The organism is Brevundimonas sp. UBA7838 (genome assembly GCF_002500885.1).
Classification (GTDB): domain Bacteria; phylum Pseudomonadota; class Alphaproteobacteria; order Caulobacterales; family Caulobacteraceae; genus Brevundimonas; species Brevundimonas vesicularis_C.
Window position 1 is genome coordinate 1 of sequence record NZ_DLTK01000010.1, and the last position, 12,711, is coordinate 12,711.

General features: G+C 68.7%; 10 protein-coding genes and 1 pseudogene. 3 read left to right on the forward strand and 8 right to left on the reverse strand.

All coding sequences use genetic code 11. The features are described 5' to 3' along the window. The 3 genes and pseudogenes from B3T77_RS00545 to B3T77_RS00555 all read left to right on the forward strand — a co-directional run. Positions 1-783: pseudogene (locus tag B3T77_RS00545) on the forward strand (chromosome segregation protein SMC); the annotation flags it as partial. Then, complete coding sequence (locus B3T77_RS00550; protein WP_292076060.1) at positions 780-1,193, forward strand: surface-adhesin E family protein; 414 nt, start codon at positions 780-782, stop codon at positions 1,191-1,193. The pseudogene B3T77_RS00545 and the gene B3T77_RS00550, both read left to right, overlap by 4 nt. A 111-nt stretch (positions 1,194-1,304) precedes the next feature. Continuing rightward, positions 1,305-1,652, forward strand: a complete 348-nt coding sequence (locus B3T77_RS00555; RefSeq protein ID WP_271043068.1) for an endonuclease domain-containing protein — start codon at positions 1,305-1,307, stop codon at positions 1,650-1,652. On the opposite strand, the gene B3T77_RS00560 is transcribed toward B3T77_RS00555, so the two are convergent. From B3T77_RS00560 to B3T77_RS00595, 8 genes are all read right to left on the reverse strand, one after another. After that, on the reverse strand, positions 1,573-2,748 hold the full coding sequence (locus B3T77_RS00560; protein ID WP_292076063.1) for a mechanosensitive ion channel family protein: 1,176 nt from the start codon (positions 2,746-2,748) through the stop codon (positions 1,573-1,575). The genes B3T77_RS00555 and B3T77_RS00560 overlap by 80 nt on opposite strands. Positions 2,749-2,915: 167 nt before the next feature. Then, positions 2,916-4,007, reverse strand: coding sequence for an undecaprenyldiphospho-muramoylpentapeptide beta-N-acetylglucosaminyltransferase (gene murG, locus B3T77_RS00565; RefSeq protein WP_292076065.1), 1,092 nt, complete (start codon positions 4,005-4,007; stop codon positions 2,916-2,918). A 284-nt stretch (positions 4,008-4,291) separates the two neighbouring features. Then, positions 4,292-5,467, reverse strand: a complete 1,176-nt coding sequence (locus B3T77_RS00570; protein ID WP_055805836.1) for a peptidoglycan glycosyltransferase FtsW — start codon at positions 5,465-5,467, stop codon at positions 4,292-4,294. Continuing rightward, positions 5,464-6,852: a UDP-N-acetylmuramoyl-L-alanine--D-glutamate ligase gene (gene murD / locus B3T77_RS00575; RefSeq protein ID WP_292076072.1), complete on the reverse strand. Its 1,389-nt coding sequence runs from the start codon at positions 6,850-6,852 to the stop codon at positions 5,464-5,466. The genes B3T77_RS00570 and murD overlap by 4 nt, the downstream gene beginning before the upstream one ends. A gap of 4 nt (positions 6,853-6,856) precedes the next feature. Further along, a complete protein-coding gene (mraY, locus tag B3T77_RS00580; RefSeq protein WP_017504532.1) occupies positions 6,857-7,966 on the reverse strand; it encodes a phospho-N-acetylmuramoyl-pentapeptide-transferase in 1,110 nt (369 codons plus the stop codon). 9 nt (positions 7,967-7,975) lie between these two features. Then, entirely contained in the window at positions 7,976-9,394 is a 1,419-nt protein-coding gene (locus tag B3T77_RS00585) for a UDP-N-acetylmuramoyl-tripeptide--D-alanyl-D-alanine ligase (RefSeq protein WP_292076078.1), read from the reverse strand. Next, entirely contained in the window at positions 9,387-10,847 is a 1,461-nt protein-coding gene (locus B3T77_RS00590; protein WP_292076081.1) for a UDP-N-acetylmuramoyl-L-alanyl-D-glutamate--2,6-diaminopimelate ligase, read from the reverse strand. Before B3T77_RS00590 ends, B3T77_RS00585 begins: the two co-directional genes overlap by 8 nt. Beyond that, on the reverse strand, positions 10,844-12,628 hold the full coding sequence (locus B3T77_RS00595) for a peptidoglycan D,D-transpeptidase FtsI family protein (protein ID WP_185225553.1): 1,785 nt from the start codon (positions 12,626-12,628) through the stop codon (positions 10,844-10,846). The genes B3T77_RS00590 and B3T77_RS00595 overlap by 4 nt, the downstream gene beginning before the upstream one ends. Between the last annotated feature and the right edge of the window lie 83 nt (positions 12,629-12,711).

The following is a 12,711-nucleotide window of genomic DNA, read 5'->3' on the forward strand; positions in this document are numbered from 1 at the left end:
GCCGCCGAGAAGCTGGCCGAGGCCGAGACCACCCTGCGCGAGACGGCGCAGATGTCGCCCAAGGAGCTGGGTCAAAAGCTGACCGATGACGCTATCGCCCGCCCGCCCGACGCCGCCGGCGCCGAGAGCCTGCTCTACGGGCTGGAGCGCGAACGCGAGGCCTTGGGGGCCGTCAACCTGCGCGCCGAGGACGAGGCGGTCGAATACGGCGAGCGGCTGAACAGCATGAAGTCGGAACGGATTGACCTGACCCAGGCGATCGCCAAGCTGCGCGACGGCATCGACGAGCTGAACGCCGAGGGCCGTGAGCGGCTGGTGGCGGCGTTCGACGTGATCAACGCCAACTTCAAGACCCTGTTCGAAGCCCTGTTCGGCGGGGGCCAGGCCGAGCTGAAGTTGGTTGAGAGCGACGACCCGCTGGAGGCGGGGCTTGAGATCTACGCCTGCCCGCCCGGCAAGCGGTTGTCGGTCATGAGCCTGATGAGCGGCGGCGAACAGGCGCTGACGGCGGCGGCCCTGATCTTCGGCGTCTTCCTGGCCAACCCCGCGCCGGTCTGCGTGCTGGACGAGGTGGACGCGCCGCTGGACGACGCCAACGTCGACCGCTTCTGCCGGATGCTGCACGAGATGCGCAGCCGCACCGACACCCGCTTCATCGTCATCACCCACAACCCCGTCACCATGAGCCGGATGGACCGGCTGTACGGCGTCACCATGCCCGAACGCGGCATGAGCCAGCTAGTCAGCGTGGACCTGAAACAGGCGGAGACCCTGGTCGGATGATCGCCCTGTTGCTCGCGCTCGCCGATCCTCAGCTGGTCCCGACCGGCGTGGGACGGTTCGCCATCTATGCCGACGCGGCCTCGATCGAACGCGAGGGCGACGTCGCGAGGATGCGGGAGCTGCAGGTGACCGAGGCCGGGTTCAAGGTCGGAGACGTGATCTATGTCGGGGGCTGGTCGAGGTGGGCGTTCGACTGTCGGGCGAGGACGGCGGATCGGTTGGACTTCTCCTCTTTGAAAGCGGACGGGACGGAAGGGCCGGTGACCCCGGACGCCGCCCCCGCCTATGACGCCGCGCCGGGCGGGGATGCAGCCGAGCTGCTGGCCATCGCCTGCGGGGCCGAACGGCCGGCCCAAGCGCTGACACTGGAGCAGGCCATCAGCCAGGGACAAAGGGCGCTGGCGGACTAAGCCTCTTGCCATCTCCCTCCCCTTCAGGGGAGGGTGGTTGAGCGCAGCGAGACCGGGTGGGGGCGGCCCAGAATGGCGAAGATCGCAAAAGCCCGAGCGATGCGAAAAGCCATGAGCCCGCCGGAGGCGAGGCTTTGGTTGGCTCTGCGCGACCTTCGAAAACAAGGTTTTCATTTCCGACGCCAGCATCCTCTCCTCGGCTATTATGTCGACTTCATTTGTCTCCGACGCGGCTTGGCGGTGGAGGTCGATGGCGGTTCGCATGAGGGGCGTGGCGACTGGGACGCCCGCCGTGACGCCGCATTGGCTCATCACGGCGTAAAGACACTGCGCATAGCGGCCTCCGATGTTCGGGATCGACTCCCGGATGTCATGGATTTTATTCTTCGCGAACTGATGGCGGCCGCCCCCACCCGACCGCTTCGCGGCCACCCTCCCCGAGGCGGGGAGGGAGACTAGAGGGTTCGCCTTGCGGCCATTCGATGCGGTCGCGCGGCAGAGCCTCGCGGCATTCGTCGCGCATGAAGGCCATCAGCTTCTCGCGGATCTCGCAGCGCAGGTCGAAGGCTACAGGGGCCGAGCGGGCGCTGGCCAGGCAGCGCACCTGAAGCACGCGTTCGGTGATGTCGGTGACCTGCATCACCTGCACGTCGCCGTCCCAGTGTTTGGACGCCTTGACGATGCCCTCGAAGGCGGTGCGCAGCCGGTCGATGGGCGCTCCGTAATCGACGTAGAAGAAGGCGACGCCGATCAGGCGGGCGTTCTCGCGCGTCCAGTTCTGGAAGGGCTTGGTGATGAAGTAGGACAGCGGCAGCACCATCCGGCGCCAGTCCCACAGCTTGACCACCACATAGGTCGAGGTGATCTCCTCGACATTGCCCCACTCGTTCTCGACGATGACGGCGTCGTCCAGACGGATGGGCTGGGTCAGGGCGATCTGGATGCCGGCGACCATGTTCGTCAGGATCGGCTGAAGCGCCAGACCGGCGATGATGCCGACGACGCCGGCCGAGGCCAGCAGGCTGACGCCCCACTGACGGAAGCCGGCGATGGTCATCAGCGCCAGGCCCACGGTGACGATGAACAGCACGACCTTGGCCACCCGCTGCAGGATGCGGGTCTGGGTCAGGTGCTTCCTGGCCAGCAGATTATCCTCGACGGCGATATTGTACCGCTTGAGGTGCATGACCGACCACATGTCGAGCACGCCCGAGGCCATCCAGCCGAGGGTCAGGATGAACAGGAACAGCAGGGCGCTGCGGATATCCTCGGACGGACCGGGATCCATCGGCGAGACGGTCACGCCGATGCCGATGCCGATGATGATGATCAGGACGCGTAGCTTCACCCGCGCGCGCTCGACCACGCCGCGCCAGAAGAGATCCTTGTTGCGAACGACGCGACGCAGGATGGCGAAGACGATCTTGTGCGTCATCCAGCCGCCGCCGACGAAGACCAGCAGCACCAGGCCGATGACCGCCCATTCGGGCAGCCAGTCGAACCGATGCCACAGGGCGCGGATCTGGCGGGTGACGGCGATGATCTCGGGAGGCATGGCTTCCTTAACGCATCAGGGCCGAGAGGGTTGATGTCTCCTCCCTGTCGCGAAGCGATGGGGAGGTGGCGCGGCGCGCCCTTCGCGCCGTGACGGAGGGGTTCCTTCGGCGCGAAGAACCCCTCCACCGCTACGCGGTCCCCCTCCCCACACGTGGGGAGGAGACATTATGCACGTCCCGCCGTCGCCTCGACGAGGTCGGCCAGGCGTTGGGCGGCGTCGGGGATGGCGACGCTGCGGGCGGCGGCGGACATGGCCGACAGGCGCGCCGGATCGGACAGGACGTCGGTCAGGGTCGAAGCCAGGCGATCGACGGTCAGGTCGTCTTCCAGAATGACCTCGGCCGCGCCCGCATCGGTCAGGGCCTTGGCGTTCAGGCGCTGGTGGTCGTCGGTGGCGATCTTCAGCGGGATCAGGACGGACGGCAGGGCCGCGACCGCCAGTTCGGCGCACGTCGAGGCGCCGGAGCGGCCGACGACCAGATGGGCCTTGGACAGCCGGTCAGCCATGTCGCGAAAGAAGGGGGCGACCTCGGCCTCGATCCCGGCCTCCAGATAGATCTGGCGCGCGGCCTCCAACGTCTCAGGGCGTGACTGCTGCTGCACCTTCAGGCGGCGACGCAGGGCTTCCGGCAGGGCGGCCAGGGCGCGGGGCGTGGTCTCGGACAGGATGCGGGCGCCCTGGCTGCCGCCGGTCACCAGCACTTGGATCGGGCCGTCGGCGGCGGGCGCGACATAGGGGCGGTCGAACAGGGCGCGGATCTCGGACCGCACCGGCGAGCCGACGACGTGCGAGCGGCCCTGGACCTTGGCCGGCGCGCGTTCCAGCGTCGGGAAGGACGAGGCGACCTGACCGACATAGGGGGCCAGGATGCGGTTGGTGCGGCCGAGGACCGCGTTCTGTTCATGGATCACCGTCGGTCGCTGGGACGTGACGGCGGCGACCAGAGCCGGGGCGGACGGATAGCCGCCGAAGCCGACGACGATGTCGGCGCCCAGCCGGTCGAAAGCCGTTCGCGCCTGAACCACGCCCTTGAAGATGGCGACGCCCGCCTTGATCAGGCCCAGCGGGCCGGAGCCGGTGGCGGCGTCCAGCGCCAGCCGTTCCTCGGCCGGAAAGGCGTGGGCGTAGTGTTCGCCCCGGTGATCGGTCGCCAGGACCACGCGCCAGCCGCGCGCCGCCATCTCGCGCGCCAGGGCCTCGGCCGGGAACATATGGCCGCCGGTGCCGCCGGCGGCGACGACGCAGAGCTTGGTCATGGGCGAGGCTCCGAAAAAGAGGGTCTGAATAGTCTGAAGTTCAGACGGTGGGCAGGCAAAAACACCGTCTAATTCGTCTAATCTGTCTAATGTCGGCGGGGAATGGTGCGGCGAGGAATGGGCGGCGACAGGATCGCACGGTTTTGCAGCGTGGGCAGGAGACGGCCGATCGCGAGCGGTAAGCGACGGAAATCGTCCGGATGTTTTCGTCAAAGAAGGCTGGCTAACCGCTCTTTCGTCCTCCTGCGACTGGCGTAGCGAGATCGAGGGACGACGAAAGAGAACTACAGCAACCGCCGGCCCATGGTCAGGCTGGCGCCGGGTTCGTAGGCGCCGGGGCGGCGCCGCGTCAGGGCGAGTGCAAAGCCCATGGTCAGGCCCATGGCCAGCATGGAGGAGCCGCCGTAGCTGATGAAGGGCAGGGTCATGCCCTTGGTCGGGATCAGGTTCAGGTTCACCGCGACGTTGATGCAGGCCTGAAGCCCGATCAGCATGAACAGGCCCGCCGCCGCCGTCTGCTCGAACGGATCGGTCAGCTTCATGGCCCGGCGCATGCCGCGAATGACGATGAAGGCGTAGAGGCTGATCATGATCAGGCTGAGGATCAGGCCGAACTCTTCGGCGCCGACGGAATAGATGAAGTCGGTGTGCAGGTCGGGCACGCGGCGCTTCATCACGCCCTCGCCGATGCCCCGGCCCAGCAGGCCGCCGGCTCGGATGGCCTCGGACGCGCTGTCGATCTGGTGGGTGTCGGTCGTCTCGGGCGAGAAGAAGCGGCTGAGGCGGTCGCGCATGTGTCCGAAGACGAAATACAGCGACACCAGCCCGGCCATGCCCAGGCTGGCCAGAACCGCCATCCATTTGAACGGCACGCCCGCCATGAAGAAGACGGCCATGAAGGTGGTGGTGATCAGAAGCGTCTGGCCGATGTCGGGCTGGATCAGCAGCAGGGAGACGGTCAGGGCGTAGAAGCCGAAAGCGATGGTCACACCGGGCACCCCCTGGCCCTTTTGCGCCTCGGCGAACATCCAGGCGGCGAAGACGATCAGGCCGGGCTTGGCGAACTCGGACGGTTGCAGGCTAAAGGGGCCGAAGTTCACCCAGCGGGCGGCCCCCTTCACCGTATCGCCGATGAACGGCAAGGCCATCATCACGACGATGGCGCCGAACAGGGCCAGGACCGCGATGCGCCGCACGCCGCGCGGCGACATCAGCGAGGTCGTCAGCATGATGCTGAGCCCCACGCCCGAGAAGACCATCATCCGCCAGGAATAGTGGAAGGGGTCGGTGATCGATTCATCGGCCAGGATGGCGGCGGGGCTGGAGGCGAAGCTGAGCGCCACGCCCAGGGCCATCAGCGCGAGCGCCGCGCCCAGCAGGCCGCGGTCCACGGTCCAGAACCACTGGGCCACATGGCTTTGGTCGTTGCGGGAAAAGGCGGGGGTGTAGGGAGCGCTCATGACGCGGTTTCCGGGACGGCGCCGAGAGCCAGGACGGCGGCGCGGAAGGCCTCGCCGCGCGCCTCGAAGTCCTTGAACTGATCGAAGCTGGCGCAGGCGGGGGACAGAAGGACGATCTGGTCGCCGCCGGCCGAGGCCGCATCGGCGGCGGCGGCGGCCACGGCGGCGTCGAGCGTGCGGGCGTTGACGTGGGGCGTGTCAGCAAGTGTTTCGGCGAAGGCGTCGGCCGCGTCGCCGATCAGATAGGCCTTGGCGATGCGGGGGAAGAGGTCGGCCAGGTCCGCGATGCCGCCAGCCTTGGGCACGCCGCCGGCGATCCAGAAGACGGACGGATAGGAGGCCAGGGCCTGACGCGCGGCGTCGGCGTTGGTGGCCTTGGAATCGTTGATGAAGCGCACGGAGCCGAGGCGGCCGACCGCCTCCATACGGTGGGCCAGGCCGGGGAAGGACAGCAGGCCGGCGACGGCGGCGTCATGATCCAGACCGAGCGCGAGGGCGGTCGCATAGGCGAAGGCGGCGTTCTGGGCGTTGTGGCGGCCGGGAAGCGAACGGGCGGCGGTGAGGTTTACGAGTTCGCGATCTTCGCTCCAGATCGCACCGGGCAGCGCCACGTAGCCTTCTGCCCTCGGGTGAGAAGGATTTGACGAGATAGCGATCACACGTTGGGAAAGTCGGGACGCAATCCCCTGCCCCCAAGTATCGTCCACGCCGACCAAGGCTACGCCGTCCGCTCCCTGCCCTGTGAAGATGCGCGCCTTGGCCGCGACATAGCCGTCCATGCCGCCGTGGCGGTCCAGGTGGTCGGGCGAGATGTTGGTCAGGATGGCGACATCGGGGGCGAAGGTCGTGGTCAGGTCCAGCTGATAGCTGGAGACCTCGATCACATAGACGGCGTCGGGCGTCGGTTCGGGCAGAGCCAGGACGCCGACGCCGATATTGCCGCCGACGTGGACCGTCAGGCCCGCCGACTTCAGCACCCAGCCGATCAGGGCGGTGGTGGTGGACTTGCCGTTGGTGCCGGTGATCGCGACGACGCGCGGCCGCTGATCCTGCGGCCGGGCGGCCAGGGCGCGGGCGAACAGTTCGATGTCGCCGAGGACGTGCACGCCAGCCGCGCGGGCCAGGTCCACGGTCCAGTGCGGCCTGGGATGGGTCAGCGGCGCGCCGGGCGACAGGACCAGGGCGGCGAAGTCGGACCAGTCGGCGGCGGCCAGATCCTCGACCGTGAAGCCCTCGCCTTTCGCCTGCGCGCGGCCGGCCTCGCCGTCGTCCCACAGGATCGGGACCCCGCCCCCGGCCTGAAGGGCGCGCGCGGCCGTGATCCCCGACCGTCCCAGGCCGAAGACCGCGACCCGCCTGCCTTCAAAGCCGGGAACGGGGATCATCGGATCAGCGCAGCTTCAGCGTCGACAGGCCCAACAGGGCCAGGGCGCCGGCGATGATCCAGAAGCGGATGACGACGGTGGATTCCGGCCAGCCCATCTTCTCGAAATGATGGTGGACCGGCGCCATCAGGAAGATGCGCTTCTTCGTCAGCTTGTAATAGCCGACCTGGATCATGACCGAGGCGGCCTCCATGACGAACAGGCCGCCGACGATGCCCAGGACCAGTTCGTGCTTGGTGGTGACGGCGATGGCGCCCAGGGCGCCGCCGAGCGCCAGCGAACCGGTGTCGCCCATGAAAATCTTGGCCGGGGGGGCGTTGTACCACAGGAAGCCCGCGCCCCCGCCGATCATGGCCGCGCAGAAGATGGCCAGTTCGCCCGCGCCAGGCACGTGGTGGACCTGAAGATACTGGGCGAAGACGAAGTTGCCGGCGAGGTAGCTGATCACGCCGAACGCGCCCGCCGCCATCATCACCGGCACGGTCGCCAGACCGTCCAGACCATCGGTCAGGTTCACTGCATTGGAGAAGCCGACGATGGTGAAGGCCGCAAACGCCACATAGAACCAGCCGATATTCAGCAGCACGGCCTTGAAGAAGGGGAAGGCGATCGACGTCTCGAGCCCCGGTGAGGTTGGCGACACCGTCATCCACAGCACGGTCAGGACGCCGGCGACGACGGCGACGACCGTCTGGGCCAAGAGCTTCTGTTTCGAAGTCAGGCCGGCCGAGGTCTGTTTGGTCACCTTGGCGTAGTCGTCGATGAAGCCCAGCACGCCGAAAGCCGCCGTCACGAAGCTAACGATCCAGATGTAGGGATTGGTCAGGTCGCCCCAGAGCAGCACCGCCACGCCGATGCCGGCCAGGATCATCAGACCGCCCATGGTCGGGGTGCCGACCTTGGACAGGTGGGACACCGGGCCGTCGTCGCGGATCGGCTGGCCCCGGCCCTGTTTGGCGCGGATCCAGTTGATGAAGCGGCTGCCCATGGCGACGGCGACGATCATGGCGGTGGCCATGGCGAGCGCCACGCGCACCGTCTGGTACTGAACCAGGTTCAGCAGCGGATACTGGTGCGCCACGTCGGCGTAGTAGAGATAGAGCAAATAGAACATTTTGGTCCTCTATCGCGTCGCGGACGGCGTGTCGCGGCCTTGAAGATCGGCCAGAGCCTTGGCCACCAGCGAGGCCTTGGAGCCGTTCGAGCCCTTGACCATGACGATGTCTCCGGGCGCGACCAGCAGGGCCGCCTCGGCCGCCAGTTCCGCCGCCGTCGCGCGCCAGACGCCGCGTCGCGAGACCGGAAGCGCGTCGTAGAGCCAGCGCATCTCGGGACCGGCGGCGTGGACCAGGTCGAGGCCGGCGGCGTCGATGGGGCCGGCGAGGCCTTCATGCAGGTCGCGGCTCTGCTCGCCCAGCTCCAGCATGTCGGTCAGCACCACCACGCGGCGGCCCGAGGTCGAGCGCGCGCCCAGGGTCTTGAACCCGGCGGCCATGGACAGCGGATTGGCGTTGTAGCTTTCGTCGATCAGGGTGAAGGCGCCGTGCGGCGTCGTGACCGTGCGCGTCTGGCCGCGTCCGGCCAGAGGCTGGAACCCCGCGAGGGCCTCCAGACCCGTGTCCAGCGGCACGTCCAAAGCGTCGAGCATCAAGAGGACGCACAGGCTGTTCAGGCCCCAATGGGCGCCGGACTGGGCCAGGCGATAGTCGATGCGTCGCCCGAACAGTTCGGCGGCCACCGCCGCGCCCTCGGCGTCAGGCCGGAAGTCCAGCAGGCGGGCGTCATGGCCGGCGTCGGATCCGAACGTCAGCAGACGCGCGCCGACCGCCTTGGCCGCGTCGCACAGGACGGCCGAGAAGGCGACGTCGCCGTTCGCCACCGCCGCACCGCCCGGCACCAGGCCCTGGAAGATGGTCGCCTTTTCACGCGCGACACCCGCCTCGCCGTCTGCGAAGGCCTCGATATGGACCGGACCAACCGTGGTGACGCAGGCGGCGTGGGGGGCGACGAAACGCGACAGGGGCGCGATCTCGCCCGGCGCATTCATGCCGATCTCGAACACGGCGCGCTGGGTCTCGACCGGCATCCGGGCCAGCGTCAGCGGCACGCCGATGTGGTTGTTGTAGCTCTTGATCGAGCCGTGGGCGGGACCGGCGAGGTCGAGGCCCGCCTTGATCGCCTGGGTGACGCTGGTCTTGCCGACGCTGCCGGTGACGGCGCCGCGCTTCACATGGGGCGCGCGCTCGCGGGCGGCGACGCCCAGGGCCTCGAGCCCGCGCAAGGTGTCGGGCACGACGACGCAAGGGCCGCCCTCGACCGGATGTTCGACCAGGGCGGCCGCAGCGCCCGATGCGAAGGCGCCGCCGGCGAACTGATGCCCGTCGCGTTCGCCCTTCAGCGCCAGAAACAGATCGCCCGGGACGATCTCGCGGCTGTTGTAGGTCAGGCCCGTGATCGGGCGATCATCGCCCTGCAGCACGCCGCCCGTGGCGGCGGCGACTTCGGCGGCCGACCAAAGCGGGCGGGCGGAGTGTTCAGGCATAGAGAGACAGGGCCTCGGACGCGACAGTGGCGTCGTCGAAGGGGTGGGTCACGCCCGCGACGATCTGACCCTGTTCATGCCCTTTTCCGGCGATGACCACCACATCCCCGTCACGCATCATTTCGACGGCGGCCTCGATGGCGGCGCGGCGGTCGCCGATCTCGATCCCGTCCGGGCAGCCGGCGCGGACCTGGGCGCGGATGGCGGCGGCGTCTTCGGAACGCGGATTGTCGTCGGTGACGATAGCGATGTCGGCCAGACGCCCGGCGATCTCGCCCATTAGGGGGCGCTTGCCGCGATCGCGGTCGCCGCCGGCGCCGAAGACGACGATCAGGCAGCCGGTGGCGTGGGGACGCAGCGCGTTCAGAACCGTCTCGAGCCCGTCGGGCGTGTGGGCGTAGTCGACATAGACCTCCCCCCGGCCTTCCTGACCGCCGTCGATGCGTTGCAGGCGGCCCTGCGCCCCGGTCAGGCCTTCCAGCGCGCCGATGACGGCGTCGGCGGGATCGCCGGCGGCGATGCACAGACCGGCCGCCACCAGGGCGTTGGACGCCTGAAACGCGCCGGCCAGGGGCAGCAGGATTTCGCGGATGTCGCCGCGCACGTCGATGGTCAGACGCTGCCCTTCAGGCGTCGCGCGCCGGCCGATCAGGGTCAGGTCGCGACCGCGCTCGCCCACGCCCATGACGCCCAGACCCGCCATGATCGAGGCCGAGGCGAAGACCGAATAGGCGTCGGAATCGGCGTTCAGCACGGCGGTGCGGCCGCGCGGCAGCAGGGTCTCGAACAGGCGCATCTTGGCGGCGCGGTAGTCCGCCATGGTGCCATGATAGTCGAGGTGGTCCTGGGTCAGGTTGGTGAAGGCCGCGGCCTTTAGGGCGACCCCGTCCAGGCGGCGCTGATCGATACCGTGGGACGAGGCCTCCAGCGCGACGTGGGTCACGTCCTTGGCGGCCAGTTCGGCCATCAGGCGCGCGGCCTCGGCGGCGTCGGGGCTGGTCAGGCCGGGACCGGTCAGGGCGTAGGTCCTGTCGCCCTTCTGGCCGATCACGCCCAGCGTGCCCATGCTGGCGGACTTGTGGCCGATCCCGGCCCAGATCTGGCGGCAGAAGGTGGCGACCGACGTCTTGCCGTTGGTGCCGGTGACGGCGACGCAGGTCTTGGGCTGGGCGCCATAAAATCCCCGCGCGGCGATGGCGTAGGCCCGGCGCACGTCGCCCGAGGTGACCAGAACGGGCGCCGCGCCATCCGGCGTGTCGGTCGGCGCCAGAACCGCAGCGGCCCCTTGCGCCAGGGCCTGGGGTATGAAGGCGCGGCCGTCGGCGGCCGTGCCCGGCAGGGCGACGAACAAGGCGCCGGGCGAGACCTTGCGGCTGTCGGCGGTGACGCCGGTGATGACGGGGTCCGAGGACACGTCGCGGCGCAGCAGGTCGGAAAGGTGAAGCGCGCTCAAAGCCCGTCCCCCGCCACGTCCTGATACTGCGGGATCTTCTCGCCCGAGGCCGTCCGCCAGCGGTCGTCGCGGCGTTCGACGCCCAGGAAGCCGGCGATGCGGTCGGCGATATTGTGCACGGCCGGCGCAGCGACATAGGCGCCGGTCTTGGGATAGGTCCCCGGCTCGTCCATCACGATCAGGATGGCGTAGCGCTTGCCGTTCAGCGGGCCGTCGACGGGGAAGACCGCCGCGAAGGAGCCCAGGGCGTGGCTGGGGTCATAACGACCCCCGACCAGTTTGTTGGCCGAGCCCGTCTTGCCGCCGACCCGCAGGCCCGGCGCGTCGGCGAAGCCGCCCGAACCCTTGACGACGTTGCGACGCAGCAGGTCGAGAATGGCGCGCGAGGTCTCTTCGGTGACGACCTGTTGCGGCTGAACGTTGCGGGCGCCGCCCTTGCGCAGCGACAGCGGGATCATCCGACCGCCGTTGGTCAGGGCGCCCATGGCCTGAACCATCTGGGCCGGGGTGATCATGATGCCGTAGCCGAAGGACAGCGACGCCAGGGTCGAGTTGTCCCAGCGACGCGGCACGACGGGCTTGGCCGATTCCTTTAGCTCGATCCTGGCGGCGTCCAGCAGGCCCAGGCGACGGAAATAGTCGCGCATGGTGTTGGGGCCCATCTGCACCGCCAGTTGCGACGTGCCGATGTTGGAGGAGTGCAGATAGACCTCTTCCAGGGTCATCACGCGGTTCTGGGCGTGGAAGTCCTTGATCTTGCGATCGCCGATCTGGAAGGCCTGGGAGGCGTCGAACAGGGTGTTCATGTCGGCCCGGCCGGTATCGAGGCCGGCGGCGACGGTGAAGGTCTTGAACACCGAGCCCATTTCGTAGTGGCCCGAAACCGCGCGGTTCAGCGTGGCGCCGTCGGGCGCCGCGCCGCGATCGGCCGAGTTGAAGGTCGGCCAGGACGCCATGCCCAGAACCTCGCCGGTCTGGACGTCGGTGACGATGCCGACGGCGCCCTTGGCCTGGTTCTTGATCGCGGCGGCGGCGAGTTCGTTTTCCAGAACGCCCTGGACGCGCAGGTCGATGGACAGGGGGAAGGCCTCGCCGCGCTGACCCGCCGCGCGAATCTCGTCGTTGAAGGCCAGTTCGGCTCCCGAGACGCCCTGCCCGCCCGTGTCGGCGTCGCCGATCAGATGGACGGCCGAGGTTCCCAGCGGATAGGCGCGACGATCCTCGGGCTCGAAGGTGACGCCGCCCAGCGCCAGATCGTGGACGGCGGCCTTTTCCTGAGGCGTCAGGCCGGTCAAGGCGATCAGACGACGGTCGCCGCCCAGCACCTTCTTCAGCCGCTCGGCCGAGATGCGCGGCAGGGCGCGGCGGATCTGGCGATAGGCCAGGTCGCGATCCCAGATCTCGGCCGGGTCGATGTAGAGGCCGTAGTGGACGATGTTGGTGGCCAGCAGCTCGCCATTGCGGTCCGTCAGGTCGCCGCGCACCAGGGCGTTCGGATTGACGCCGCGGCCCAGGCCGTTGGCCGGGGCGAACAGGGCCTTATACGACGCGCCGATGGCCAGGCCGCCGAAGACGCAGGAAAAGACGATCAGGATCAGGAAGATGCGGACGCGCGTGTCCTCTTCCGGGCGGGCGTCGGCGCGGGCGCGCTCGAAGCCGTGCTCCAGCCGCCAGACCAGTTCGGTCAGCCAGCGCCAGAAGGGCGACAGGCGGCCTTGCAGTCGTTCCTGGAAATCGGCGCCCGGCGCGGGGCGATGATAGCGATGATCCTGAACGCTCATTGCGCCGGCTCCGGCGAAGGCGTGGGGACGGGCGCGTCATCGGCGACGGGCGCCGGCGCGGCTGCAGGCGCGGACTCGGCGGG